This is a genomic window from Paenibacillus sp. 11B, assembly GCF_030487755.1.
GTDB classification, from domain to species: domain Bacteria; phylum Bacillota; class Bacilli; order Paenibacillales; family Paenibacillaceae; genus Paenibacillus; species Paenibacillus vandeheii.
The window spans coordinates 503,939-528,586 of the sequence record NZ_JAUKNS010000001.1 but is presented as its reverse complement, the minus strand read 5'-3'; the positions used below and the strand labels follow the sequence as shown (position 1 = coordinate 528,586).

The window sequence follows — 24,648 nt, the reverse complement described above, 5'->3', positions numbered from 1 at the left end:
AAAAATTCCGGATTACGCAGGCATCACCCCTCTCAAGAAGCAGCGTTTAGATCTCTTTGCTTGGATGTGCGAGAGTCCTGCTTACGGTGCTATTCCTGACGTTCCAGAGCTGAGAGAGAATAAGGGTGAAGAGTAGTATCAGACAAAATCCGGCTAGAATCCAGATCGTATTCACTACAGGCCATGCGCTCATGCTCCAACCCGTTACATATTGCAAGATGGCACCACCAATACCGCCCGATGCAATCAGGATGCTGGTTGTTCTCTCGGTCATGCCGGGAATTAAAAGGTTGGCATAGACTAGGGCGATACAGAACAGCCCTGACATGAATAATCCAGTTCCGAAGATCAGTACATACGTTGCCCATTGGCCTGTCACGAACACCATGGCGACCGCGAACAGAAGTGTACCCACCGTACTCCAGATCAGAAAAGGCATATAGTTAACGGCTTCTGCAATTTTTCCAGAGAATAGACGGCCGATAATCATCGCAATCCATAGAATGGACACACTCAATGAAGCGACAGACTCCTGCAGCTGCAATCGTTCCACAAGGATAGAAGGCAGGAAGTTCATCAGCCCTAGCTCCAGCCCCATATAGATGAAGAAAAAGATGACGAATATCGTTAGCAACCCCAGATGTTTTCTGGAATACCTGGCTCTGCCTGCTGTATGTGAAGCTGTATTTTCACCGGCTTGTTTCAGATAAGAAGCGGCTGAGGTGGGCATGGTCACCCATAATAGCATGAGAACAAGGGATAACGCGGAAACGGTATAAAACGTGAGATGCCACAGGTCAAGCCAGATGTATAAGGCAGCAACTGCCGGAATGAGGAGTGCGCCCAGAGCGAAAAACACATCAAGCTTGGACATTGCGACCGCTTTTTGATTTTCAGTAAATTCTATCGTGAATGCACCAACGGAGGGCTCAATGATGCCTGAGCCAAAGCCAACGAGAATGGTCAGAAGAAGAACCACACTCCAGGATGGTAAAAATCCGAGAACAGCATAAGCCGCCACAATACAGATCAGTGCAATGGTCAACATGGATTTTCGACCGATGCGGACAGTCATGGAAGGAGCGACGAGCACCCCGACAAGAAAACCGAGGAATTGCAAAAATAACAAAAATCCGCCATCACTGTAACCACGCTCATAATGTGTCAATAAAACGGGTAGAAGTGCACCGAGCACAACGCTGGTTATACCGATTAACAGATAGAAACCGCAGCTTAAAGCGAAAATTCTTCTCATGAGTTATCCTCCTAAGATGGATATAAATTTTATATTTTGTAATAAATGTTTCTTTGATATATAACTTATACCATAATTATGCAATTGTACATGCTTTTTATTGTAAAATAATGTTAAATTTTGACGAATGTATGAGCTTACTCACACAATGTTCACCCTAAAACGATTTCGTGTCGAATGGGGTGAAGGAGAACAAATGATGTATTCCACGATAGTTGTATTGGAGTACAAAGTTTACTGGAGGAAAGTCTTCATAAGCATGGGTTCCAACCGGAAAGATGAAGAGTGATAGAAGTGAGAAGTGAGAAGTGAGAAAGAACGTAGTCGCTGGGCTGATTTGCGATCCTCTGGAGTCGGTATATTTCAAAATTCAATTTGGATTTCCGATGTACTCTCGTATAACAATTCATTGCTTCGTTTCAATATAAGTGAGATGATGTGGGATGAAAATCAGTACAAGGTACTGACCTATTGTACGAAGTAAATTACATGAGGATATGAATTCGCTAATGAAACAGCGGTAATATTACAGATGAGAAGTGGTGAAACATGCGCATTAACAAATACATAAGTGAAACGGGATACTGTTCCCGCAGGGAAACAAACCGATTAATTGCAGCCGGGCGTATTACAATCAATGGCGAAGTATGCGAAAAAGGAGCGGATGTTGAGTCAGAGGATATCGTGCTCATTGATGGCAAGGAAATTCCTCATGACGATAGTGAGCCTGTCTACCTTATGCTTAATAAACCGATGGGTATTGTCTGCACAGCAGCGAAACAGGTGGAGGGAAACATTATTGAGTATGTGAATTATCCATCGCGCATTTTTGCCATCGGCAGATTGGACAAAGCTTCAGAGGGTTTGATTTTGCTTACGAACGACGGAGGTATTGTGAACAAGATGATGCGTTCGGAGCATAACCACGAGAAGGAATATGTGGTGACAGTAGATAAACCCGTGACAGAACAATTCGTTCGGGCGATGTCGCAAGGAGTAGAGATTCTGGATGTGGTGACAAAGCCGTGTGAGGTGTATAAGCAGAGCGAGAACGTATTTCGTATCATATTGACTCAGGGGCTTAATTTGCAAATCCGCAGAATGTGCAAAGCCCTGGGTTACAGAGTGCTCAAGCTGGAGCGCATCCGCATTATGAATGTTACACTGGATGGAATGGAACGTGGACAATGGAGACATCTGGAGGAGCAGGAATTGGAACACCTTTTGTCCATGTTGGACTAAGAATTGAATTCAAATCATGTCTCTGGCACAATGAAGAGAGGCACTAATCCATCGTGGATTCAATGCCTCTTTTTGTTGAAAAGTTCAATGGGCTAGTCTAACAGGTTAAGTGTTTTTTTGCTTCGTACTTTCTTCTCTGAAACAAACGATCCGAGTAACGTTAGCAGCGTTCCAAGCAGTGTTATCCAGGTAATTCGTTCGTGCAGTATCAGAGCGGAAGCGATCAGGGTAATGACAGGTACCAAATAAATGTAGACACTTGTTTTGACGGCTCCCAGCAGATTCACTGCCCGGTTCCAGGTAACAAAACATAAGGCCGAGGCACCCAGCCCGAGAAAAAGAAGGTTTGAGAGGTTGGCCATGTTCGCGAAGCGTCCGAGATCGAAGTGAAATTCAAATAGGAACAAGGCTGGCAGCATGAATAATAGTCCATAAAAGAATACTTTGCGTGTAGCACCGATGGTGTGATACGGAAGTTTACCAATTTTTCGCATGAGTACAGAGTATATCGCCCATACAGCCGGTGCCACGAAAGCGAGCAGGTCTCCCAGCGGATTCAGTTGCAGGATGACACTGCCGTTGAGTCCAATCAGGATGATGCCGGTCAAGGCAATGCCGAAGCCCACAATAAACCGCCTGTGCAATCTCTCTCCATCCAGGAAGAAATGTGCGAGGACCGCAGTGAAGAAAGGGGCAATGGAGACAATAATGCCTACATTGGAAGCAAGTGTGTACACCAGTGCAATATTTTCAATGAGAAAATATAACGTGACCCCGCATAATCCAGCCCCGATAAACAGCCCTTCTTCTCTGAAAGACGTCATTCGCATTGAACGCGGATAGATCAGGAGCAGTACCACATAGCCAATCAGGAAACGAAAAAACAGAATTTCAACAGGCGTAAAGTCAAACAGTAGAACCTTGGTGGAGATGAACGTTGTTCCCCAGATCAGGATTGTAAGCAAGGCCAGCAGATGTCCGGTGGAGACTTTGTTCGGATCTGTCATGACATCTCATCGGTGGAGCGTTTTGATTCCACATCATGGTTGAAAATGCGTCTGTATTGCTTGGGTGTCAAGCCGATCAGCTTTTTGAAAAAATTCGTAAAATGACTCTGATCGCTAAATCCTGTTTGCGATGCGACCTCAATCGGGAGCTGTCCTTGTTCCAGTAACCGTTTAGCCTGATTTATGCGAATCGTTTCCAGGTAGCGGTAGGGAGATATTCCTTTTTGGCGAGTGAATAAACGCAACAGATGGTATTTGCTTAATCCTGTTAACTCCACCAATTGGTTCAGCGTAATACTCTCCATGTAATGAGACTCTATGTACTCGCATATGCGTCTGATCTCGATGGTGACGTCCTGGGCGGAAACGGGCGGTTCAGCATCCGCATATTCTCTTAGCAGCTGTTCCAGCAGAAAGAGTAACAACTCTTCTTTGTAGAAGTCGGATTGCTCTTCCAAAATCATCTGATGAAGCTCATGTAAGGAAGCAACATGTTCACTCTGGTAGAGGACAGGGGAAGTAAATCGGGGCAAGTAATCTTGTCTGGTAATTTCCTGTACATATTGGCGCATGATTTCAGGCTGAATGTTGATGCAGCGATAATCCAGGGTTCTGCCGTCCACCTGTTCGCAGGCATGGGGATCATGCGGATTAAAAATAATCATGTCTCCTGTGTTCAGTAGATATTCTTCGTTATTACATACGAGATGTCGTTTACCTTGCTCAATAAAACCAATGACGTAATAGTCATGAAAGTGATTGGGGAATTTCTGCATAATGCCTTCAAATTGATAGGCTTCAAGCTGCAGATCGGGATCAAACACAACGGTTCGCACTTCTGGAGTCACCTGCTGCACCTTCCTTCTGGTAAGTTAATGCCATTATAATATGAAAAGAAGGAACTTTCTTGGACGATATTGCTCGCTCCGTCATAGGTGGAAACGCATATAAAACCAACGTACCCGCTGCCTTCAAGGCATTGGAGCACATTGGTTTCAATGAAGTCCGACCAACAAGCTCTTAATGCAATGTGGCAAGCGCTTCTGGTGTAAAAGCTTATTTGGCAACTATGCTAAGCTGGTCCATCTATGGGGTGACGTATCGCTGGAATTTGGAAGAAAGACAGCAATCCCCGACTGAATTGGCCGAGGAGGTAGTTCCTTTTCTGTTGAACGGGGCCGGAATACTGAATAAATAACGCCATAGAAAAAGAGCAGATGATCTGCTCTTTTTCTTGTTATCTATAAGAAAATTCTACAGGATTGCATTACTTATATAGTTTAAGCGGCAAATGATTTAAGGATTGTCCGACGGCAGCTGGAACAAGGTTGTCCTCCAGAATAAATCCCTCCACGTTCTCAATGCGTGAGAAGGTCTGAATGAAGGTAGAGAGTGCGATTTTGGCCTCTAACCGGGCAAGTGGTGCGCCAAGACAGAAGTGTGTGCCATACCCAAAAGAAATCTGTTTGTTATTGTTGGAGCGATGAATATTGAATGTGAATGGATCTTCAAATACGCGTTCATCCACATTGGCTGCACTCATCCATGCAACAATGGCATCTCCTTTTTTGAGATCAATCCCCAGCAGGTTGTTGTCCTTTTTGACCATACGATCCATCTTACTGATGTTGAAACGATATCTTAGCATCTCTTCCACCGCGTTCGGAATCAGCTCGGGATTTTTTCTTAACTCAGCATAGACTCCTGGTTGGTCATACAACATGGCATAGAACGAATTGGCGAGCAGGATACTCGTCGTTTCTACACCAGCACCCAATATAAACATCGTTGTCCGTACGATCTCTTCATCTGAAAAGTGGTCGCCATCTACCTCTGCCCGGATGAGATCAGATATGATATCTTCTCCCGGATTTAATCTTTTGGCGACAACGACAGGATACAGGTATTTGAAATATTCTTCTCCGGCCGTTTTTTTCATTTCGTTAATTTCAGCAAAGGTGGCATGGGTGGAGGGCAGAAAGAGCTGGTTAACCCATTCCTTGAACAAATGATGATCCTTCGAGGGAACGCCCAGCAGATCTGACATGATCATGACGGGGAATACGCTCGTATATGCCTCGACGATATCCACGACAGGTTGATGAGCAAACTTGGCTACCAGTTGTTCGGCAAGTGCCTGAATCCGTGGTTCCCATAACCGCAAGCTTCTTGGCGTAAATGCGTTGGCAAGTAATGATCTCCGTTTACGATGTTCCGGTGGGTCCACATTATGAATATCCAATCGATCCGGGATATGATGTTCCCCTTCGTTGTTGTTATCATCCTCGCTGATATACCCTACATTAACAATGGTTCTTTGGCGTTCACTGGAGAAATGCTCATGGTCATTAAGGACCGTTTTCACAAGATCATACCCAAATACATGCCATGAATCGGACGCTTCATTATAAACGACAGGGTCTTGCTTCAGCATGTGGCGATACCAATGGTGAGGACTGAATTCGTCTTCCTTGGACTCAAAGTCGGTCATTTCGGATAAAGAAATAATCGGGTTGCTCATTCCTTACGCCTCCTTGGTTCGAAGATTGGGTGAATCTGATCAAGAGGTCCTGCTTGATCGGATAGCAGATAGGGAGCGGGCCATAATATCTGTCTTCCTAAACTATCCTTGTTGACAAATATAACAAACCAGAATACTTTAATTCAAGTATAATAAATAGAAATTTGATTAATGAATCGAATCCAACAACCGTTACAAGCATGATGAAAACTGTCTCCACTGAAATCACAGCCGGACTTCAAGCGCAAGTTCAATCCCAGAGCTTAGAGAGTGTGCTAAACAGTATGCAGGTTCCTGCGGACCAATCCAAACAGATTGTGGAGGCCACGATGGGGAAAGTTTCCTCCAATCTGGTTATGACCAATCCGCAGCCAGCAGGAATGCAATCAGATGGCCCCAATGTTTATCACCATGGCACTCTATGTAGGAGCGATGATCTATTCCATGCAAAGTGTGGGCGGATTAAGATCATTGCAACAACAGATGGGAAAATGGAAGGCTTTTTTCTCCCTTCGTCTGGTTAATCTGCTCATCTCACTGATCGCTCCACTGATTGCCATAGGCATATATTTTATGGTTCAAGGGTATGGGATGGAGACATTTATGAAACTATGGTTACTACACAGCGTTCAGCTGTTCGTTTGCATTGAATTTACAAGTATCTTTATCATGCTGCTGGGTCAGGGAGGCATGCTGATTAACTTGCCGATTCTGCTCAGTCAGACGATTGCTAATGGCACAACCATGCCTCCCGAGATGATGCCAGGATATTTCAAATTCATGAGCCATATCACACCGATGTTCTATTCGACTCATCTGGACTACAATATACTCTTTGGTGGGGGGAAAACCTCGGATTACGGAATGGGTTTGGCGTTGGTTGGTCTTGCAGCATTGGCAATCAACATCGTAATTCATCAGTTCAAAAGTGCCCGCCAAACCGATGCTATGAAGGAGACTGTACAACAGTCTGTTATGGTTTAAAATAGAGAGAGAGGGCTGGTTCGTTGTGCTTCACTGTACTCGCCCTCTGGATTAGCAGAAATGGGGGCAGTCACATGTCGATTCAAATTTTTATACTTGGTACGTTAAGCGAGGAACAGTGCCATCCCTATGATATTAAGAAGAGAATTCTTAAACATCTGGATCAAACCGATGCCAAAGTAACGGAAGGCACGATTTATTATAATTTTGAAGTATTGCTGAAGAAGGGTCTGATCGAGAAAATCGAAATTATACAAACCGATAATCGACCAGATAAAACAACTTATGGTATCACTGAAAAAGGACGAGATGCCTTACAAGAGGGGATCTACGCGGCTTTTCAAAAATTCACGAACGTGCAATCCCTCTATGCAGCGCTGGTCAATCTGGATAAGGTGGACTTACACAAGATTGCATATCTGATTGAGGATATTCTTCGTAAACTGGAAAAAAGAATTGCTTATATTGAACGTGAAAGACCAGAGATTGAAGAGTTCGAGGTGGATTTGAAAGAAACATTGTTATTAATGAAAGATCATGCCTACCACTCCATTCAGAACGATATCACCTGGCTGCAGAAGCTGCTGCATCATGTTCAGAGCAGAGCTTTGAAGAAATAGGCAAAACACTTAAGAAATGTAGACAGGAGGAATGAAGAAATGTTCGAACATTTGGTTGTATTTAAATTCAACGATAAAATTACACCTGAGAAGCAGCAAAAATTGGTGAATCAATTATTGTCCCTGAGGGAAGAGATTCCGGGAATCACAGCATTGACTGCGGGAATTAACGTGACTGAGGAGACCGATAATATTCAAGGTTATACACTTGGACTAAGAGTTACTTTTACAGATCAGGAAGCTTTGCGTTCCTACGGTCCCCATCCTGCCCATCAGGCATTCGTAGCTTCGCTCGAAGGTTGGGTGGAAAATGTGATCGTAGTCGACTACCCAATCTAAAAGTTGGTTTCTGGGTGCCGAAAGCTGGAAGACATAAATAGCGTCACAATCGAAGTCGCCAATAGGCGACTTTTATTATTTTGGGGAAGGACCAAATGGTGGCTCAGATGTGTACACACATATCCATTTGAATATACAATATTTCTATGATTTCTGGGCTGTAATGACGTTATTACGATTCAATCTTTTCATGAAAAAATGAAGGATGGCTCCACCGAAACATACAGTCAATACGGTTCCGATCCCAATGGGCCCTTGAAACAAAAAGGCGAGAATCAAAAAAACAATATAGATCAACGTTCTGGAGTACATCACACTTTTTTTCGTTAAGAGCTGAATGATGACCATTAGATGATCGACGGGTATACGAGCAAAGCGAGCACGTAGATACATAGCTGTACCCCATCCGGAAACAAGCATGCCGACAGTAAAATAAATGAAGTTGACAAAGTGTCCTACCTGAAGCCAGTGTCCAATAACCCAGAGCCAGGTATCGATACACAAACCTGTTGCAAAAGCAGTAAGCAATCCCTTGAATTCAGGTTTCTGTCTAATGAGGACAGCATTGAGAAAAATCATGATCAGGGCAAGCAAAATCTCCCAACTTCCTACAGTAAGCCCCACATGCACGGATAACCCCACCAACAAGGCATCAAAAGGAGAGACGCCAAGCCCGGCCGTTATGGTTAATGAGATGCCCAGGGACAGAAGGATAATTCCGGTCCAAAAGTCAACAATTCTAGGTGATCTAAGTATAATACGATTCATGCCAGAGCGTGACATCCTTTCCAATAAGCACTTTTCTATATAATAAATCAGTTTTTATATGTTGTAAATGCAACATTTCACACCTCTTTAGGACAAAGGTTTACTCATGAATATCAGATAAGTTGATCTAACTACCTAAAAATAGATAAGAGAGATGGTGTTGACATGGAACCAGTTACATGAAATACACTGATGTTGTAGCAGATCGGCTCCCTGGGATTGACAAAGCGTGCCTCTCACTACATTATTTTATAGACACTTTATAAATAAACATTATAAAGTATGTATATATTCTTCTTACTTCTGAACTTATTTGAGAGGGCGGGTATGGGGTGGAATAAATGACACTACATTCTGGCAGCCACTAATTGGAGGAACCGGAAAACAATGTGAGCGTGTGGAGAAATTGTTCGGGGAGCACGGAAAGGGAATCTGGATTCTTGGAGACAGTGCTGCCCGAATCAAGAAGGACAGAAAGGTTGTGAAGGAATTCAGCATCGAGCGGGATATCGCTCTGAGCGCTATAGAAGAGATTCAGCGATTCGCTGATAACATGACCATAATTGTATGCGCGAGCGATGCTGCATATGTGCATTCTTCCATTCCTGAAGACATGTACCAGGTTATTAAAGGCTCCTATGAACATGTCATTAAAATCGGTTCCTTCTCAGAAATCGATAGCCCGCTCATTAAAATTACGGTGTATGATCCTGAAGAGAGGAGTAGTGCACTGAGAAAGCATGTTGAATTAACGCTGGATGGACAAATCTACATCGTGGATTCAGAAGCAAGATGGCTTGATATTACGGCACTGCACACACATAAAGGCGAGACGGTAAAAAAACTACAAGAAATGTTGGGCGTAACAGCTGAAGAAACAATGTCATTTGGGGATGGAGAGAATGATGTGGAACTGATGGCAATTGCTAAATATAGCTATGCTGTTAGTAATGCCTGTGAAAATACTAAAAAAGCGGCAAGTTTCATTACCAAATCTAATCAAGAGAATGGAGTTCTTATTACGATTCAAAAAATGATGGACCTGTTCTAGATTTATGCCGTTACGAAATAATATTTATGTGATCGGAATCATACTGAATTTCAAAAAAAAGAATAACAGGAGCTGAAAAAATGACTGAAGAAGAACGGATATTGAAGGGGATTTTATTTAGTCCAAGTGATTCGGAATTGAAAGCGCTGAAACGGCGTTCGCATAACCTAAGCAATCAATATAGCCGTACATTTGAGGATCAAGTCGAGGAACGAGAATTGTTATTGAAGGAGCTGCTTGGTCGAAAAGGACAGGGCTGCTTCATGCAAGGACCGATTTTCTTTCATTATGGAGTGCATACCGAAATCGGTGATTATTTCTTTGGCAACTACAATCTCACCGTTCAGGATGATGCGAAAGTCACCATTGGTAATCATACGAGTTTTGGGCCCAATGTGACCATTGTTACGCCAATTCATCCATTCATCGCTTCGGAGCGCCGGCAGATGCTGGATCAACACGGTACACCCAAATCTCTTTGTTACGCCAAGCCTGTCACTATTGGAAACGATGTATGGTTATCTGCTAACGTAACTGTATGCGGTGGGGTAACGATTGGAGACGGATGCGTAATTGGGGCAGGCAGCGTCGTGACGCAAGATATCCCGGAGAACTCTTTTGCGGCAGGTGTACCGTGCAGAGTCATTCGTAAAATCACTGAATCAGACAGTATGCGATACAAACCGGAAATATTAGCGGATTGTCGTGTGATAGAATAAATGTTTTGAGGTAGGAATGTTGGCCCCTGTCATGGAGCGAACCATTTCTGCCTCTTTTTAATCCTGCTGGAACACTGTGTCACCCTTTACGTGTAATTTAACATGACATGAAATGAGCGTGAGCTACTTTCACTTTGTATAACATGCCCAAAAACATCGATTCTCTTTATATCCTCCAACAATCTTATGTTATGAATCATGGAACTTCCCCCAATTGTTTATATAATGTGAATCAACATAACATGATTTGCAGCGGTAACTGGATTCTAAATTACAGGGGGCAGGTTGGGATGAGAGAAACCAAGAGAATGAGGATTTTTTCACTGGGAATTCAGCACGTATTGGCGATGTATGCCGGGGCCATTTTGGTTCCGCTTCTTGTGGGAAGGGCGCTAAATCTGACTGCTGAACAGCTCGCGTATCTGGTATCTATTGACTTGTTAACCTGTGGGGTTGCAACCTGGCTTCAGGCACGCAAAGGAAAGTATCTGGGGATTGGATTGCCGGCGGTGCTGGGAAGCTCATTTGTTGCCGTGACACCCATGATTGCGATTGGCTCACAATACGGGATCCCGGCCATTTACGGTTCCATTATCGCAGCAGGGATATTCATCGTCATATGTGCTGTCTTCTTCAGTAAAATTGTCAAACTGTTTCCTCCTGTCGTAATCGGCACGGTGGTAACCATTATCGGTCTGGCGTTGATTCCAACTGGTATCAAGAACATGGCGGGTGGAGCAAACAGCGAGAATTTCGGAAGTCTGGATAACTTGGCGCTTTCATTCGGTGTGTTACTTTTTATTCTCATACTAAATCGCTATGCTCGCGGTTTTGTTAGATCCCTCGCAGTTCTCCTCGGCATTATTGTGGGCACCCTTGTTGCTGCTATAATGGGGAAAGTGAATTTCGCTTCCGTGCAGGAAGCCTCCTGGTTTCACTTGCCGCAGCCGTTTTATTTTGGATGGCCTACCTTCGAATTGGGCCCTATTATTACAATGATTATCGTAGGTACGGTTGTTATTATTGAGTCGACAGGTGTATTTATGGCTCTAAGCAAAATCTGTGATCAACCGATTAACGAGAAGGATCTGGCGCGAGGGTATCGTGCGGAAGGTTTAGCGTTTGTCCTTGGCGGTATTTTCAATGCCTTTCCGTATAACACATTTGCCCAGAATGTCGGTTTGGTTCAGCTCTCCAAGGTGAAAACGACCAATGTGGTTGTTGCGGCCGGAGGCATCCTGATTTTTCTCGGGCTCATCCCCAAAGTTGCGGCATTTGCAACGATTATTCCCAGCGCGGTGCTTGGAGGGGCAACGGTGGTTCTGTTCGGCATGGTGGTCTCATCCGGGATTAAAATGCTGCAACATGTCGATTTCGGCAAGCAATCCAATCTATTGATCGTTGCTTGTTCGGTTTCCCTTGGTCTTGGTGTAACTGCTGTTCCTGATCTATTTGCCCAGCTGCCTCAAAGTATTCGCATTATTGTCGGTGATGGCATTATCACAGGTAGTCTGTGTGCTATCCTGCTCAATGTCTTCTTTAACCTCGGATTCAAAAAGGAGAGTCTGCCGGTACAGCCCGTTCAGGCCCAAGAATCACATACTTGATTTAGTTTTGTTTACAGGCTTGTGACTCACAAGAATGGACCCAAGGCGGTTTCAACTGCGGTGGAATGACGGATTCTGACTCATTCACCAAAGAAACCTCTTGGGTTTTTAGTATGATTGGGATTGGGAAACAATATCGGGTGGGGCCATTCAACAGTCATCGTATAAATCACGAAAGTTACTGTAGGATGAATGCAAAAGGGATATAAATATGCTAAAGTTTCATCATGAACATGTTACATGTTCTTTCTGTTGAATTTCCATGCGACTACATAAATGAGCATTGGTTCACAAGGCTAAAATAAAATCAGGGATGTACCCTGGTTACAGAAAAGGAGTTGTGATCACCATGCAACAAGAAACGCAGAAAAAAGGATGGCATTTTGACAATAGTTATGCGCATTTGCCACAGGTTTTTTTTACAAAGCAGGGAGCGGTACCTGTTCAATCACCAAAGATGATCATCTTCAATACATCACTTGCTACCAGCTTGGGATTAAATGCTGAGGCGCTCAATAGTACTGAAGGAGCGGAGGTCTTCGCAGGTAACCTGATTCCGGAAGGAGCCGAGCCTCTGGCTCAGGCATATGCGGGCCACCAGTTTGGCAATTTTAACATGCTTGGTGATGGACGGGCTTTGCTGCTGGGAGAGCAGCTTACGCCGCAAGGCGAGCGAGTGGATATCCAGCTCAAAGGTTCGGGAAGAACCCCTTACTCTCGCGGAGGTGATGGACGTGCTGCCGTTGGGCCAATGCTGCGGGAGTATATTATTAGTGAAGCGATGCATTCACTGGGAATTCCAACCACGCGAAGTTTGGCAGTCGTTTCGACTGGAGAAAACATTATACGTGAAACAGAACGACCTGGTGCAATCCTGACGCGAGTGGCTTCAAGCCATTTGCGTGTAGCAACCTTCCAATACGCTGCCAGATGGGGATCAATCGATGATCTCAAAGCATTGGCTGACTACACACTGCAACGGCATTTTTCGGATATCGCCGAAGCCGACAATCGTTACCTCCTGCTGCTTCAGGAAGTGATTAAGCGACAGGCATCACTTATTGCCAAGTGCCAGCACGTTGGTTTCATCCATGGCGTAATGAACACGGATAATATGGCGATTAGTGGTGAAACAATCGATTATGGTCCTTGTGCTTTTATGGATGCTTATAATCCAGCGACGGTATTTAGCTCCATTGACACACAAGGCCGTTATGCCTATGGCAATCAACCGTATATTGGTGGCTGGAATCTGGCTCGGTTTGCCGAGACGCTTCTGCCATTGCTGCATGAGGATGAAGAACAGGCCGTACAAATCGCGCAGGATGCTATTGCTCAATTCTCTGAATTGTATCACCACCACTGGCTTTTGGGCATGCGGAGCAAGTTGGGCTTGTTTAATGAAGAGGCTGAGGATGAAGCGCTAATCAGGGATCTTCTTGAATTGATGGAGAAGCATAGTGCCGATTACACGAATACGTTCGTGGCGCTGACCTTTGACACACCGCTCAAGGGCTCACTATTGTTGGAAACTCCAGAGTTTGAGCAGTGGAATGAGCGCTATACGGCAAGATTGGGAAGACAGCAGCAAGGAAAAGAAGCATCACAACAATTGATGAGGAACAGCAACCCGGCGGTCATTCCCCGTAATCATCGGGTGGAAGAAGCGTTGGAACAAGCGGAGAATCACGGGGATCTCAGTGTGATGGAGAAGCTTCTTGCAGTGCTTTCAAACCCGTTTGCACACTCTCCTGAACAGGCTGAATACGCAGAATTGCCTGCTCAGTGCAATACCTCCTATCAGACGTTCTGCGGGACCTGATTGAAGAAATGCTGGGAAGAGGCTGCCATTTGGCAGCTTTTTCATTATCATGCCAACGCATACAGCGAATAAACGATGTGAAACTTTTCGAGGTGGTGAGTATATGTCCGACATACAAAGCAAACCAGAGATTGCAAAAACGTTATTACAGTTGCTTGAGCGTACATCCTTCCACAGGGAACAGTTGGAAAACTATGTTAACCGCTTGTTTGAGGCCTTTAAATGGGAAGGCGTTCCTTATGTAGAAATCGAAAATGATGTGTATGTTGTTCGAATATACGAGCGGGGTATTGTCATGCTGGAGAAACGGCTGAACCAGACGGATGAAGTCATCTACTGGCTGCTGGAGGATATCATTTTTACGGCGGCGCATGTAGAATTGCTGGAACAGCATGGTGTGGATAATAAACAGATATACTTGAACTATACGGGCGAAGTGATGCAAGAACTGGAACGAAGTGTTGAGAAGGCTTTCCAACAGATTGGTAATCCATACTTACATTGGCATAAGACGGGTAAACGACAGGAGCTGGAGAGGCTGAAACCAGGAGGTGAGCGTCTTTAATAATGGTTTTAGGCATATGAATATGATCACGGGAAGTTGACATGATGACTTTATAAGTCTGGAGCAGGCACTGATCTGATGTTCTATCTTAAGTTTGCTTACTTGCTCTTGCAATGATATTAACGTTCGGCTATACTGGCTATAAATTGAATACATGAATTACGTTGATAGAGCGCAGTAGCGGCTTTGTCCCTGTTACAGAAAGTCAGGGGTTGATGGAACCTGATACATACAAGGGCTGCGAATTACACTCTGGAGTACTTGGGTAATGCCAAGCGGAATGGCAAACGATATTTTGCCGAAAGCGGTATGGACAGCGTGTAAGCTGTTGTCTGTGCAAGTTGGGTGGTACCACGGTTATGATAATCGTCCCTATGTCTATTGAAGACAAGGCGGCGATTTTTTTGTGTCCAAAAAAGCCTCGCCCGGCTTAGCTGCTTGTGAATTAACGTAGATCATGGCCTAATACCAATGCATAGAGAAGGGGTTGTTTGTTTTGAATATTATTGATGAACTGGAATGGCGCGACGCCATTAACCAACAAACGGATGCGGAGGGTCTTCGTGAGCTAACCGAGACGACATCGGTATCGCTGTACTGTGGAGTTGACCCAACAGGAGACAGTATGCACATTGGACATTTGATTCCGTTCATGATGCTAAAACGTTTCCAACTCGCCGGCCACCGCCCGGTCATTCTGATTGGTGGGGCAACAGGAACTATTGGTGATCCAAGTGGTCGTCAATCGGAACGTTCCCTGCAAACGATGGAAGAGGTACAAGCGAACGTAGACGCGCTGACTGCCCAAATGAAAAAGCTCTTCGTAACCGATGGCGACAATCAGGTACGCATGGTCAACAACTACGACTGGACGCATAAAATCAATGTAATTGAATTTTTACGTGACTACGGTAAAAACTTTAATCTGAACACGATGCTGGCCAAGGACGTGGTTGCGAGCAGACTGGAAGACGGCATTTCGTTTACCGAGTTTTCCTACCAGATTCTCCAATCGCTCGATTACCTGCACCTGTTCCAACATGAGAATGTACAGCTGCAAATCGGCGGTTCCGACCAATGGGGCAATATTACAAGTGGCCTAGACCTCATCCGTAAAAAGGAAGGGTCCGAAGCGAAAGCCTTCGGTCTGACGATTCCGCTGATGCTCAAATCCGATGGAACGAAATTCGGTAAAACCGCAGGTGGAGCCATCTGGCTTGATCCAAATAAAACGACTCCATTCGAATTCTACCAGTTCTGGGCAAATACGGATGATCGTGACGTGATCAAATACTTGAAGTACTTCACGTTCCTGAGCAAAGAAGAAATTGAAGCCTTGGCTGAAAAGGTAGAAACGGAGCCGCATAAGCGTGAAGCACAAAAGGCTCTCGCTGAAGAAATGACGAAGTTTGTTCACGGTGACGATATGCTGGAGCAGGCGAAACGCATTACCGCCGCACTGTTCAGCGGCGACATTCGTTCCCTTACAGCAGACGAAATCGAGCAGGGCTTCAAGGAAATGCCGACCTTCGAGACCGATGGAGAAGCGAAAAATATTGTAGACTGGCTCGTGGACCTTGGGCTTGAGCCATCCAAACGTCAGGCGCGTGAGGATGTCACCAAAGGGGCTATCTCTATGAATGGTGAGAAAGTTACGGAGCTGGAATTCACGGTCTCTGCGGAGCACGCAATCGGCGGTAAATTCATCATCATCCGCAAAGGCAAGAAAAACTACAGCCTGGTGAAATTGAAGTAGCAAGAGGATTACAGAGTATGATTCGGGGGAAGGTAGAGGCGAAAGTTAAATCTTCTTCCCCAGCAACACAAAAGGACCGTCCCCATTCATGTCAGTGACATGATGGAGACGGTCCTTTATGCATGCCATCCGCAAATGGCTTATTAGTTATTAATTTATTGATTCACAATCGCTGCTGTGATTTCTTCATCCAGATCAAGTCTTACATTCTCACGGTAAGCCCGAATGTCGTATTCACTGTGCAGGTAGCGCAGGATGGCTTCAATCATGTTGGATTCGACCAAGTATTGACTGCGGCCTTGAATCCAGACTTCAGCGGAATATCCCGTATCTTCTTCCCAGCTCAGTTCCACATTGACATCGGTTGGGCGTACACCCTTGCGTTCCGCCATGTGAATACAAATCGCGTTTACAATTTCATCCATGCTTAGAACCATAGAGATTAGTACCGTCCGTTTCTGTTGCGATCATCATCATCACGATCATTTTTGCGGTCATAGCGACCATCGGCTGCCGGTTTACGGCGATTCGTAATGGCTCTGAACAGGGCCATCGCGAGCATCACGATCAGCATAATTGCAGCGACGTTTACGAGTAATCCGAGAATGTTACCCAGTGCTCCCATACCGCCGAACAATCCACCAAACATCATACCAGCCAGACCGCCCAGCATCATGCCTTTCATAAATCCACCGCCACCGCCGAAGAATCCGCCACGGTTGGTTGTAGCTGCTCCAGTGCTGGAGTTGTTATTCGTATTTGATTTGCTCACATTACTGTTGGAATCGGACTTCTTAGGTGTGTTAGTAAAGCTTTTTGTTCCCGATTTGAAACCGCCACCACGTCTAGCATCGGCAGAATCCGGATTTGCGACTCCGACTGTTGCGAACAATAATGTAAAGGCCATGAAAACCATCATAAGATGTTTGATTCCGAATTTTTTCTTCATTGTAAAGATCGTAACCCCCCGATTAATTTGTTTGAATCACCCAAAATTGGGCCTTACTCAAGTAATACGGTCAACTTGCAGGAACGTTTCAAAATTTGTTTAATTTTCTGAATGAGTTGGACAAGGGTCCTGAATAGCGGCCTGACCATCGAGTAGTTGAGTAACCCAGTTACACCATTCGATGCCCGTTTGTGCGTTCATCAACCCTTTTTGTACCAGAATGTAGCTTCCGAATTCCCGACTGCCTACTCGCAAATTATCCTGAGGGATACGGGACTTCAAATCCTCGAAATAACGGATGCGTTCCAAAAACCAGTTTTTGCGTTCGTTCAGAATGCGTCTCATGCTTCCATCTTCCGCAATGCCTACACATAAAATACGCAGATTGAATTCGTCACGCGTAACCGGAGCGGTTACGGGAGTGATCATCCAATCCAGCAGTTTTTCAATACCTTTTTCCGTGACTGCATACATTTTTTTGTCCGGTTTGTCAGACTGTTGCACCCAGCGGGAGGCTAAAAGCTCATCGTTTTCCATTTTGGAGAGGAGGGGATAGATCTGACTGTGTTTAGCCTGCCAATGTGGCTGGATTTTCAGCATTAGATCATAGCCTGATGACTCCTCGCGGGTAAGAAGCCCGAGCAATCCGTAGGAAAGTATGTTCATGCACATGTCTCCTTAATATTAGGGCTGGGCCAGCAAAAACAATAAAAATTGCTTTCTTTGACCGCTTTCATAAAAGTGTACACTGAAACTGTATGGTTTGACAACCTGACAGAACAACTGCCTCAATTTAGACAAAAAAGAGTGCGGACCCGGAGGTCCGCACCCAAACCATTTAAGAGAGATGTCTATTGCCCATAGCCCTCTGCGACAAGATCAAGTTCACCTGTATAGGAATCGATGACCATGCCGTGTACGGGTACATTGGGCGGAAGCAATGGATGTTTCTTGATCACTTCCACAGTATGTTTTACCCCTTCTTCAACGCTGTCAAACCCGCGCAGCCACTTTTGCAAACGAATACCCGAGTTCTCCAGCGTGCTCATGACTTCCTCAGACACACCCCGTTCGACCATATGTCCAATCATGGTCTCAGCGTGTAGGGAAGCCATACCGCATTCCGTATGACCAACAACCAGTACTTCATCAGCACCAAGCTCATAGATGGCGACAAGAACACTACGCATAACAGACCCGAAAGGCTGAGAGATAATTGCGCCAGCGTTTTTGATAATTTTCACATCGCCATTCTTCAGGTTCATGGCCTTGGGCAGCAATTCCACCAGACGGGTATCCATACAGGTGATAATAGCCATCTTTTTGGTTGGAAACTTGCCAGCCGTATACTTTTCGTATTCTTTAGTCTCGACAAATGTTTTGTTGTAAGCCAGAATCTCTTGAATGTTGTTCATGTCCATTGCCTCCTGTTATCCAATACGATGAGCACAGCCACTTGCATCCAATGCAGCTTGTCCTACGTCCTTTGGTTTTATTTAGTTATATCACGGTCAGCAAATTGCATTATTCCGCGATTTAGAGGAATAATGCAATTTGCATCTGTTAAAAGTTGATTATACGCATTGCAAAAAGTATCATCAATAGGGAATCCAACATTTTTTTGAAGAGGTGAACGTTAACAATGGAACAACAAGCACAGCAACAGCTGGAATCCTTCCGTAATTTGGCTCGCAAAATCAAGAGTTACCATGAAGCCATTGGTTTGCTTCACTGGGATCTGCGCACAGGTGCGCCCAAAAAAGGTGTACCAACACGTTCGGAAACACTTGGAATGCTGTCTACCGAAGCATTTAAGCTGCAAACCTCGGCTGACATGAAATCTTACCTGGATACATTAACAAGTCCAGAGGTGCTGGAACAGCTGGAAGATATCGACCGCCGTCAGGTGGAAGATTGTCAGAAAGAATATGATCGCAGTCAGTCCGTCCCGCCGGAAAAAGTACAAGCGTATACCGTACTTACCGCCAAATCGGAAACGGCTTGGGAAGATGCCAAGCATAATAGCGATTTTGCAGGGTTCTCTCCTTACCTCACCGATATTGTGAAGCTCAAGCAAGAGTTCATAGACTACTGGGGTGTGAAAGATACTCGTTATGATACCCTTCTTGATATGTATGAGCCGGAACTGACCGTTGAAAAGGTAGATGCGGTATTTGCCCGTCTCAAAGCACGTTTGGTTCCCCTGCAAGAGAAGATCAATGCGTCGGGCAATAAGCCGAACACGGAGTTCCTGAACCAGCTGTTTGACAAGGAACAACAGGAAAAATTCAGTCTGTTTATTCTGGGACAAATGGGTTATGATTTCGAAGCTGGAAGACTCGATGAGAGTGTTCACCCGTTCGCAACGGGCCTGAATCCGGGTGATGTGCGAATCACGACGAACTATTTGCAGGATGATGTGACGAGTGCGGTCTTCAGTTCACTGCACGAAGGCGGACACGCCCTGTATGAACAAAATATTGACGACAATCTGGCCGGTACTCTTCTTGCCGAAGGGACGTCCATGGGTATCCACGAATCCCAGTCGCGCCTTTGGGAAAATATGATTGGCCGCAGTCTTCCATTCTGGACGCGCTATTATAAAGATTTGCAACAGCACTTCCCTCAATTAAGCGAGGTGAAACTGGAAGACTTCTACCGGGCAATTAACCGGGTGGAAAGCTCTCTGATCCGGATTGAAGCCGATGAGCTGACGTACAATCTGCACATCATCATTCGTTATGAAATTGAGAAAATGCTGTTTAACGAAGGCCTGGAAGTCAAGGACCTGCCAGAGACCTGGAATGCCAAATACAAGGAGTATCTTGGTGTGGTGCCGCCGAATGATGGTATGGGTGTGCTTCAGGATGTTCACTGGTCGGGCGGTGACTTTGGTTACTTTGCTTCTTACTCGCTCGGCAATATGTATGCTGCACAGATTCTACATACACTGCGCAAAGAAATGCCGGAGTTCGATGCCCATATTGCCGAAGGTAACCTGATTCCCATCAAGGAATGGTTAACTGACAAAATTTATCGTTATGGCAAAAGTCGTACACCTTCCGAATTGATTGTGGCCGTAACGGGTGAAGAGTTGAACCCGGACTATTTGGCAGACTATCTGGAAGCAAAATATACCGAGATTTACAAGCTGTAGGACAGCTATAACATCAACATATAATTTTGAAGAGCGGGGCAGAATTGCCCGGCTCTTCTTTTGCATGCAAGTTCTTAACCTTTTGTTAGGCATCAGCATATCCATAGTAGAGAGAACAGCTGAAACCAGTGAAGGAGGGAAATATCATGAAATACACGCCATGGTTCATCCGGGCCATCGTCATTTTGCTCATTATCATTGTGGCTCTCACCAGCTGCAATAAAGATAAGGATGTAAACAAAATTACGATTGGTGAAGTCACACGTTCTGTATTTTACGCACCGGAGTATGTGGCTGTGGCCCAAGGTTTTTTTGAGGAGCAGGGGCTTGAAGTGGACATTCAGACGACGGCTGGCGGAGACAAAACGATGGCAGCATTACTTGCTGGCTCAGTAGACATCGCATTGGTTGGAGCAGAGACGTCTATTTATGTCTACCAACAAGGCGCAGAAGATCCGGTTATTAACTTTGCTCAGCTTACACAGACGGACGGAACGTTTCTGTTTGCCCGTAATCCCGATGGCGAATTTAATTGGGATCAACTGAAACAGAGTACATTCCTTGGACAAAGAAAGGGTGGCATGCCTCAAATGGCAGGCGAATTCACGCTGAAAAAACATGGCATCGATCCGCAGAATGATCTGGAATTGATTCAAAATGTGGATTTTGCCAACATTGCTTCTGCATTCGCTTCAGGGACGGGGGATTACGTACAGCTGTTTGAACCTCAGGCGTCCATCTTTGAGAAAGAGGGTCGCGGCAAGGTTGTAGCCTCATTTGGAACGGAAAGTGGCCATCTGCCTTACACGGTCTTCATGACCAAACAAAGTTATATCCATGATAACAAGGACATCGTTCAGAAGTTCACAAATGGCTTGCAAAAAGCACAAACTTGGGTAGATTCCCATACGGCTGAAGAAATCGCTGAAGTGATCAAGCCCTACTTCAAAGATATTGATCCGGCCATTTTGGTAAGCAGTGTGAACCGTTACAAGGAACAGGGCACATATGCAACCGATCCAGTCATTGATGAGGATGAATGGAATAACTTGCTGGACGTTATGAGTGCTGCGGGAGAACTGAAACAGCGGGTGGATTCTCAAACGATTGTCGATAACTCCTATGCTAAACATGCAGCATCAACGAAGTAACCAGGTATTCAGGAAAGGACGTGAGCATGTATGCCTGAATCCGAAACGGTGATCAGACTGGAAGGGATTTCGCAAGTCTATGTCAGCGAGCGCGAAGCATCATTGGTTATCGAGAATTTGAATCTTCAGGTCGAACAGGGAGAGTTTGTTAGTCTTGTCGGCCCAAGCGGATGTGGTAAAACTACATTGCTGTCGATCATCGCCGGGCTGCTCACACCGACCGCTGGCGAGGTCAAGGTTAAAGGGAAACGCATCGAAGGTCCATCTGCCCAGATCGGCTATATGCTGCAACAGGACTATCTGTTTCCGTGGCGTACCATTTTGGATAATGCCCTGATTGGGCTTGAACTGACAGGTACCCTTAATGAACAGAGTCGTGAGCGTACGCGTGAGCTGTTGGCAGGTATGGGGCTTGCTGGCACCGAAAGCCAGTATCCTTCCGAGTTATCCGGGGGCATGAGGCAACGGGTGGCTTTGGTACGTACACTGGCTACGGACCCCGGAATACTGTTGCTGGATGAACCCTTCTCCGCACTCGATTATCAAACCAAGCTGCAGCTGGAGGATCTGGTTTCGGACACATTGAAGAAATCCGGCAAAACTTCGGTGCTTGTCACCCATGATCTGTCGGAAGCTATTGCCGTCAGTGATCGCGTCATTGTGCTGGATCGCAATCCGGGTCGCATTCGGCGAGAGTTCATCATTCCAGAAGATTTGCGGAATGCACAGCCTTTTTACGCAAGGGAGCAGCCAGGGTTCAATGAGCTGTTTCAGGCGTTATGGAGTGAACTGGATCAGTCCGGAGGAGGTGAGAAGAACGGGTGAATCAGACGAATCAGAAGCAGGAAATGCGTGATGATTGGATGAGACAGCTGCACCAAAGTCATATTCAGCATGTTGCCAGATGGCGACATAAAGTGCTGGCGGTGCAGCTGTCCATGCTGGTGTTTATGTTTTTGCTGTGGGAACTGGCGGGAAGGCTGCGCTGGATTGATGTGCTTTTGTTCAGTTATCCCAGCAAAATTTTTAATCAGATCTGGAAGGACATCGTCAGTGGAGAACTATGGGCGCATGTCGGGGTAACCGTAGGGGAAACGGCAGTCGGCTTTTTGCTGGGGACACTCGTCGGAACACTGCTTGCGGTTCTGATCTGGTGGTCTCCTTTTTTGTCCAAAGTGCTTGATCCCTATATGGTTGTGTTCAACAGCATGCCAAAGGTCGCGCTGGGTCCCATTTTTATCGTCATGTTTGGTGCAGGATTTACGGCCATTGTCATGACGACTTTGTCAATTACAGTCATTATTACTACACTTGTTGTGTATAACAGTTTTAATGAAGTAGATCAGAACTATATTAAGGTTATCCGTACGTTTGGTGGCGATCGCTCCGAAGTTTTCACCAAAGTAGTATTGCCCGCTTCCTTCCCAGCCATTGTCTCTACCTTAAAAGTAAACGTGGGGATGGCCTGGGTCGGTGTAATTGTGGGTGAATTTCTGGTCGCCAAGCAGGGGTTGGGCTATCTGATCATCTATGGATTTCAAGTATTCAACTTTACCCTTGTTTTATCGAGCCTGCTCATTATTGCCGCTGTCGCCACAGCGATGTACCAGCTCGTTGTATATGTAGAACGCAAGCTGCTGGCAGGACGCAGATAATGTTGTGAAGCATGCGCGTGTATAAAAAACCATTCACAATATGTATACAATTTCACAAGAGGTGTCACGTTGCCCGAACCCGTAAAATCAAGTACCATACAATTACGAATATTCCGCGCAGTCCGGAATGAATGCGACGATTGGAGAAGAGGGCCTAGAGGCTTTTCGTCGCATCAATCAAATTGCCAGCGTCCCTCATCCGGGGGCGCGTTATTGTGACCGACATGCATGCGCATGTCGGTTGATGCCGTTTATGAGTTTAATAGGTCATTGAGATATGCTGTTCTTGCAGATACAATTCTTTTGATTAGAGAAGAAATGGTTTTTGGCAGGATGTGTAATACTATGGATATGATATAGAACAGTAGACGCTATTAGGCAGTGGACAGGCGTTCACATGGATAGGTATGGCTCGCTTGCTTTGACATTTTTGCAGCTTAGAGGAGAGGGAATGTTAGATGGGTTTTAGGGTAATTAAAACCGCAATCGCCGCGCTGATGGCCGTGCTGATTGCGGACTGGTGCGGCTTGCCTGGACCAACATCAGCTGGCTTGCTAGCCATTCTTGGCGTTGATGTAACACGAAAAAGAAGTATTCGCACCATATCTGCCAGATTCTTCGCTTCCGTAGTGGGGCTTTTATTTGCAAGTGTACTTTTTCACTTTCTTGGTTTCCATTACTGGGTATTGGCAGTCTACATACTAATTGCGTTTCCCGTTATCGTTCGAGCCGGATTCAAGGAAGGCATTGTGACGGGATCTGTCGTAGTGTTCCGGGTATTTGGCGGCGGTGAGATGGATGTTCATGTGGTTTTGGTACAAATTGGACTGCTGCTGATTGGTCTCGGTTCCGCGATGGTTGTCAATCTGGCCTATATGCCGGCTGCGGACCCGCAGATGCTGCGTATTCGCAAAAGAATTGATGAATTATTCTCGGTCATCTTCAAGGAGTTTGCAGCTACACTGCGCAATCCGAATGAAGTGTGGGCAGGAAAAGAGCTGATTGAAGCCGATAAGGCTGTGCTAGGCGGCATTGAAGCAGCCAAACGCTCGTTGGAAAATCAGGTCATCCACCCGAACGAGGGATGGAGTGTTTACTTTTATATGCGCAAAACGCAACTGGATTCCATCCAGCATATGATGCATCTCGTATCCCAGATCTATCAGAAGATGCCGCATGCGGAAATGGTATCGGAGCTGTTCGACCAGCTCAGTCAGGATGTACTCACTGAATCTTACACCGGACGTACAGAAAAACTTCTCGCAGATGTGCAAGAAGAATTCAAACGAATGGAGTTGCCGGATACAAGGGAAGAATTCGAGATTCGTTCCGCGATTCTCCAGCTGTGCCGGGAACTCGCGCTGTATCTGAAAATAGCCAAGAAGGACAAAGCACCGTCTCCGATATCGGACCGGTCCCAATCTACAAATGAATAATAGAAAATAGTTGTCACCCTAGACGGATGCCCTGCATACACTTG

General features: G+C 45.4%; 24 protein-coding genes, 1 pseudogene and 1 other annotated feature. Of the genes and pseudogenes, 16 read left to right on the top strand and 9 right to left on the bottom strand.

What is annotated here, in order from left to right; all coding sequences use genetic code 11:
- Window positions 1-46: 46 nt before the first annotated feature.
- Window positions 47-1,255, bottom strand: coding sequence for an MFS transporter (locus Q0V21_RS02340; RefSeq protein WP_301877396.1), 1,209 nt, complete (start codon window positions 1,253-1,255; stop codon window positions 47-49).
- 549 nt (window positions 1,256-1,804) lie between these two features.
- Between Q0V21_RS02340 and Q0V21_RS02335 the strand changes: the two genes are divergently transcribed.
- Window positions 1,805-2,497: a pseudouridine synthase gene (locus Q0V21_RS02335; RefSeq protein WP_301877395.1), complete on the top strand. Its 693-nt coding sequence runs from the start codon at window positions 1,805-1,807 to the stop codon at window positions 2,495-2,497.
- A gap of 92 nt (window positions 2,498-2,589) precedes the next feature.
- Here Q0V21_RS02335 and Q0V21_RS02330 read toward each other — a convergent pair whose 3' ends face one another.
- Together Q0V21_RS02330 and Q0V21_RS02325 are read right to left on the bottom strand one after the other, a co-directional pair.
- Entirely contained in the window at window positions 2,590-3,504 is a 915-nt protein-coding gene (locus Q0V21_RS02330; protein ID WP_301877393.1) for a DMT family transporter, read from the bottom strand.
- Window positions 3,501-4,352 carry an AraC family transcriptional regulator gene (locus tag Q0V21_RS02325; protein ID WP_301877391.1) on the bottom strand — a complete coding sequence of 284 codons (852 nt, stop codon included), beginning with the start codon at window positions 4,350-4,352 and terminating at the stop codon, window positions 3,501-3,503. The genes Q0V21_RS02330 and Q0V21_RS02325 overlap by 4 nt, the downstream gene beginning before the upstream one ends.
- A gap of 212 nt (window positions 4,353-4,564) precedes the next feature.
- On the opposite strand from Q0V21_RS02325, the gene Q0V21_RS02320 reads away from it, so the two are divergent.
- Window positions 4,565-4,702 (top strand): hypothetical protein, encoded by a 138-nt coding sequence (locus tag Q0V21_RS02320; RefSeq protein WP_301877390.1) that lies wholly within the window; start codon window positions 4,565-4,567, stop codon window positions 4,700-4,702.
- A 69-nt stretch (window positions 4,703-4,771) separates the two neighbouring features.
- Here the strand turns inward: Q0V21_RS02320 and Q0V21_RS02315 are convergent, their stop codons facing one another.
- Window positions 4,772-6,025 carry a cytochrome P450 gene (locus Q0V21_RS02315; protein WP_079349283.1) on the bottom strand — a complete coding sequence of 418 codons (1,254 nt, stop codon included), beginning with the start codon at window positions 6,023-6,025 and terminating at the stop codon, window positions 4,772-4,774.
- A gap of 390 nt (window positions 6,026-6,415) precedes the next feature.
- On the opposite strand from Q0V21_RS02315, the gene Q0V21_RS02310 reads away from it, so the two are divergent.
- From Q0V21_RS02310 to Q0V21_RS02300, 3 genes are all read left to right on the top strand, one after another.
- Window positions 6,416-7,009, top strand: coding sequence for an ABC-2 transporter permease (locus Q0V21_RS02310; protein ID WP_079349282.1), 594 nt, complete (start codon window positions 6,416-6,418; stop codon window positions 7,007-7,009).
- A gap of 74 nt (window positions 7,010-7,083) precedes the next feature.
- Entirely contained in the window at window positions 7,084-7,629 is a 546-nt protein-coding gene (locus Q0V21_RS02305; RefSeq protein WP_079349281.1) for a PadR family transcriptional regulator, read from the top strand.
- Between the two features lie 39 nt (window positions 7,630-7,668).
- The gene (locus tag Q0V21_RS02300; protein WP_079349280.1) at window positions 7,669-7,968 is read left to right on the top strand and encodes a Dabb family protein; all 300 of its coding nucleotides are present in this window, start codon (window positions 7,669-7,671) and stop codon (window positions 7,966-7,968) included.
- A 144-nt stretch (window positions 7,969-8,112) separates the two neighbouring features.
- On the opposite strand, the gene Q0V21_RS02295 is transcribed toward Q0V21_RS02300, so the two are convergent.
- A complete protein-coding gene (locus Q0V21_RS02295; RefSeq protein WP_079349279.1) occupies window positions 8,113-8,736 on the bottom strand; it encodes a YczE/YyaS/YitT family protein in 624 nt (207 codons plus the stop codon).
- 376 nt (window positions 8,737-9,112) lie between these two features.
- Here Q0V21_RS02295 and Q0V21_RS02290 point away from each other — a divergent pair.
- The 6 genes and pseudogenes from Q0V21_RS02290 to tyrS all read left to right on the top strand — a co-directional run.
- Window positions 9,113-9,787, top strand: a pseudogene (locus Q0V21_RS02290) (HAD hydrolase family protein); the annotation flags it as partial.
- 80 nt (window positions 9,788-9,867) lie between these two features.
- On the top strand, window positions 9,868-10,506 hold the full coding sequence (locus Q0V21_RS02285; RefSeq protein ID WP_301877383.1) for a sugar O-acetyltransferase: 639 nt from the start codon (window positions 9,868-9,870) through the stop codon (window positions 10,504-10,506).
- A 290-nt stretch (window positions 10,507-10,796) separates the two neighbouring features.
- Entirely contained in the window at window positions 10,797-12,113 is a 1,317-nt protein-coding gene (locus tag Q0V21_RS02280; protein WP_301877382.1) for a nucleobase:cation symporter-2 family protein, read from the top strand.
- Between the two features lie 349 nt (window positions 12,114-12,462).
- A complete protein-coding gene (locus tag Q0V21_RS02275) occupies window positions 12,463-13,935 on the top strand; it encodes a protein adenylyltransferase SelO (RefSeq protein ID WP_301877381.1) in 1,473 nt (490 codons plus the stop codon).
- 103 nt (window positions 13,936-14,038) lie between these two features.
- A complete protein-coding gene (locus Q0V21_RS02270; protein ID WP_301877379.1) occupies window positions 14,039-14,500 on the top strand; it encodes an Imm63 family immunity protein in 462 nt (153 codons plus the stop codon).
- 155 nt (window positions 14,501-14,655) lie between these two features.
- Window positions 14,656-14,877: a binding site (T-box leader), on the top strand.
- A gap of 119 nt (window positions 14,878-14,996) precedes the next feature.
- Entirely contained in the window at window positions 14,997-16,256 is a 1,260-nt protein-coding gene (gene tyrS, locus Q0V21_RS02265; RefSeq protein ID WP_079349273.1) for a tyrosine--tRNA ligase, read from the top strand.
- 155 nt (window positions 16,257-16,411) lie between these two features.
- Here tyrS and Q0V21_RS02260 read toward each other — a convergent pair whose 3' ends face one another.
- The 4 genes from Q0V21_RS02260 to Q0V21_RS02245 all read right to left on the bottom strand — a co-directional run bounded on the left by Q0V21_RS02260 (window position 16,412) and on the right by Q0V21_RS02245 (window position 18,620).
- The gene (locus Q0V21_RS02260) at window positions 16,412-16,693 is read right to left on the bottom strand and encodes a YxcD family protein (RefSeq protein ID WP_301877377.1); all 282 of its coding nucleotides are present in this window, start codon (window positions 16,691-16,693) and stop codon (window positions 16,412-16,414) included.
- Window positions 16,694-16,698: 5 nt separating this feature from the next.
- A complete protein-coding gene (locus tag Q0V21_RS02255) occupies window positions 16,699-17,205 on the bottom strand; it encodes a hypothetical protein (protein ID WP_024630485.1) in 507 nt (168 codons plus the stop codon).
- Between the two features lie 99 nt (window positions 17,206-17,304).
- Window positions 17,305-17,871, bottom strand: coding sequence for a PadR family transcriptional regulator (locus Q0V21_RS02250; RefSeq protein WP_024630484.1), 567 nt, complete (start codon window positions 17,869-17,871; stop codon window positions 17,305-17,307).
- Between the two features lie 185 nt (window positions 17,872-18,056).
- Window positions 18,057-18,620: a beta-class carbonic anhydrase gene (locus Q0V21_RS02245; protein ID WP_079349272.1), complete on the bottom strand. Its 564-nt coding sequence runs from the start codon at window positions 18,618-18,620 to the stop codon at window positions 18,057-18,059.
- 227 nt (window positions 18,621-18,847) lie between these two features.
- Between Q0V21_RS02245 and Q0V21_RS02240 the strand changes: the two genes are divergently transcribed.
- The 5 genes from Q0V21_RS02240 to Q0V21_RS02220 all read left to right on the top strand — a co-directional run bounded on the left by Q0V21_RS02240 (window position 18,848) and on the right by Q0V21_RS02220 (window position 24,604).
- Complete coding sequence (locus Q0V21_RS02240) at window positions 18,848-20,362, top strand: carboxypeptidase M32 (RefSeq protein ID WP_079349271.1); 1,515 nt, start codon at window positions 18,848-18,850, stop codon at window positions 20,360-20,362.
- A gap of 146 nt (window positions 20,363-20,508) precedes the next feature.
- Complete coding sequence (locus Q0V21_RS02235; protein ID WP_301877374.1) at window positions 20,509-21,513, top strand: ABC transporter substrate-binding protein; 1,005 nt, start codon at window positions 20,509-20,511, stop codon at window positions 21,511-21,513.
- Between the two features lie 30 nt (window positions 21,514-21,543).
- Window positions 21,544-22,338 (top strand): ABC transporter ATP-binding protein, encoded by a 795-nt coding sequence (locus Q0V21_RS02230; RefSeq protein WP_029880957.1) that lies wholly within the window; start codon window positions 21,544-21,546, stop codon window positions 22,336-22,338.
- A 38-nt stretch (window positions 22,339-22,376) separates the two neighbouring features.
- Window positions 22,377-23,168, top strand: coding sequence for an ABC transporter permease (locus Q0V21_RS02225; protein WP_443146385.1), 792 nt, complete (start codon window positions 22,377-22,379; stop codon window positions 23,166-23,168).
- Between the two features lie 458 nt (window positions 23,169-23,626).
- Window positions 23,627-24,604 carry an aromatic acid exporter family protein gene (locus tag Q0V21_RS02220; protein WP_079349269.1) on the top strand — a complete coding sequence of 326 codons (978 nt, stop codon included), beginning with the start codon at window positions 23,627-23,629 and terminating at the stop codon, window positions 24,602-24,604.
- Window positions 24,605-24,648: the final 44 nt, after the last annotated feature.